The following is a 251-nucleotide window of genomic DNA, read 5'->3' on the forward strand; positions in this document are numbered from 1 at the left end:
ACGATATTTTGATTCCGCATTTGAAAGATATTTTCGACCTGAATTATGTTCAGGCGATGCTGATTCAATTCTGTTTCTTTCCCGCTTATGCGATTATGTCGATTCCGATGGGCTATTTGGTCGGCAAAATCGGCTATAAAAACGGCGTGATTAGCGGATTCGTATTGACCGCCATCGGCTGTCTGCTATTCTATCCTGCCGCCGGCAGTCATTCTTATGCAACTTTTTTGGGTGCATTGTTTATTTTGGCT

1 protein-coding gene is annotated in these 251 nt (G+C 43.0%); it reads left to right on the forward strand.

Annotated elements, in window-relative coordinates; translation table 11 throughout:
- The coding region (locus ACTHSN_RS10855; protein WP_440365323.1) for an MFS transporter at positions 1-251 on the forward strand (251 nt) is incomplete at both ends.

Source organism: Neisseria sp. P0009.S010, from assembly GCF_051958545.1.
Classification (GTDB): domain Bacteria; phylum Pseudomonadota; class Gammaproteobacteria; order Burkholderiales; family Neisseriaceae; genus Neisseria; species Neisseria subflava_A.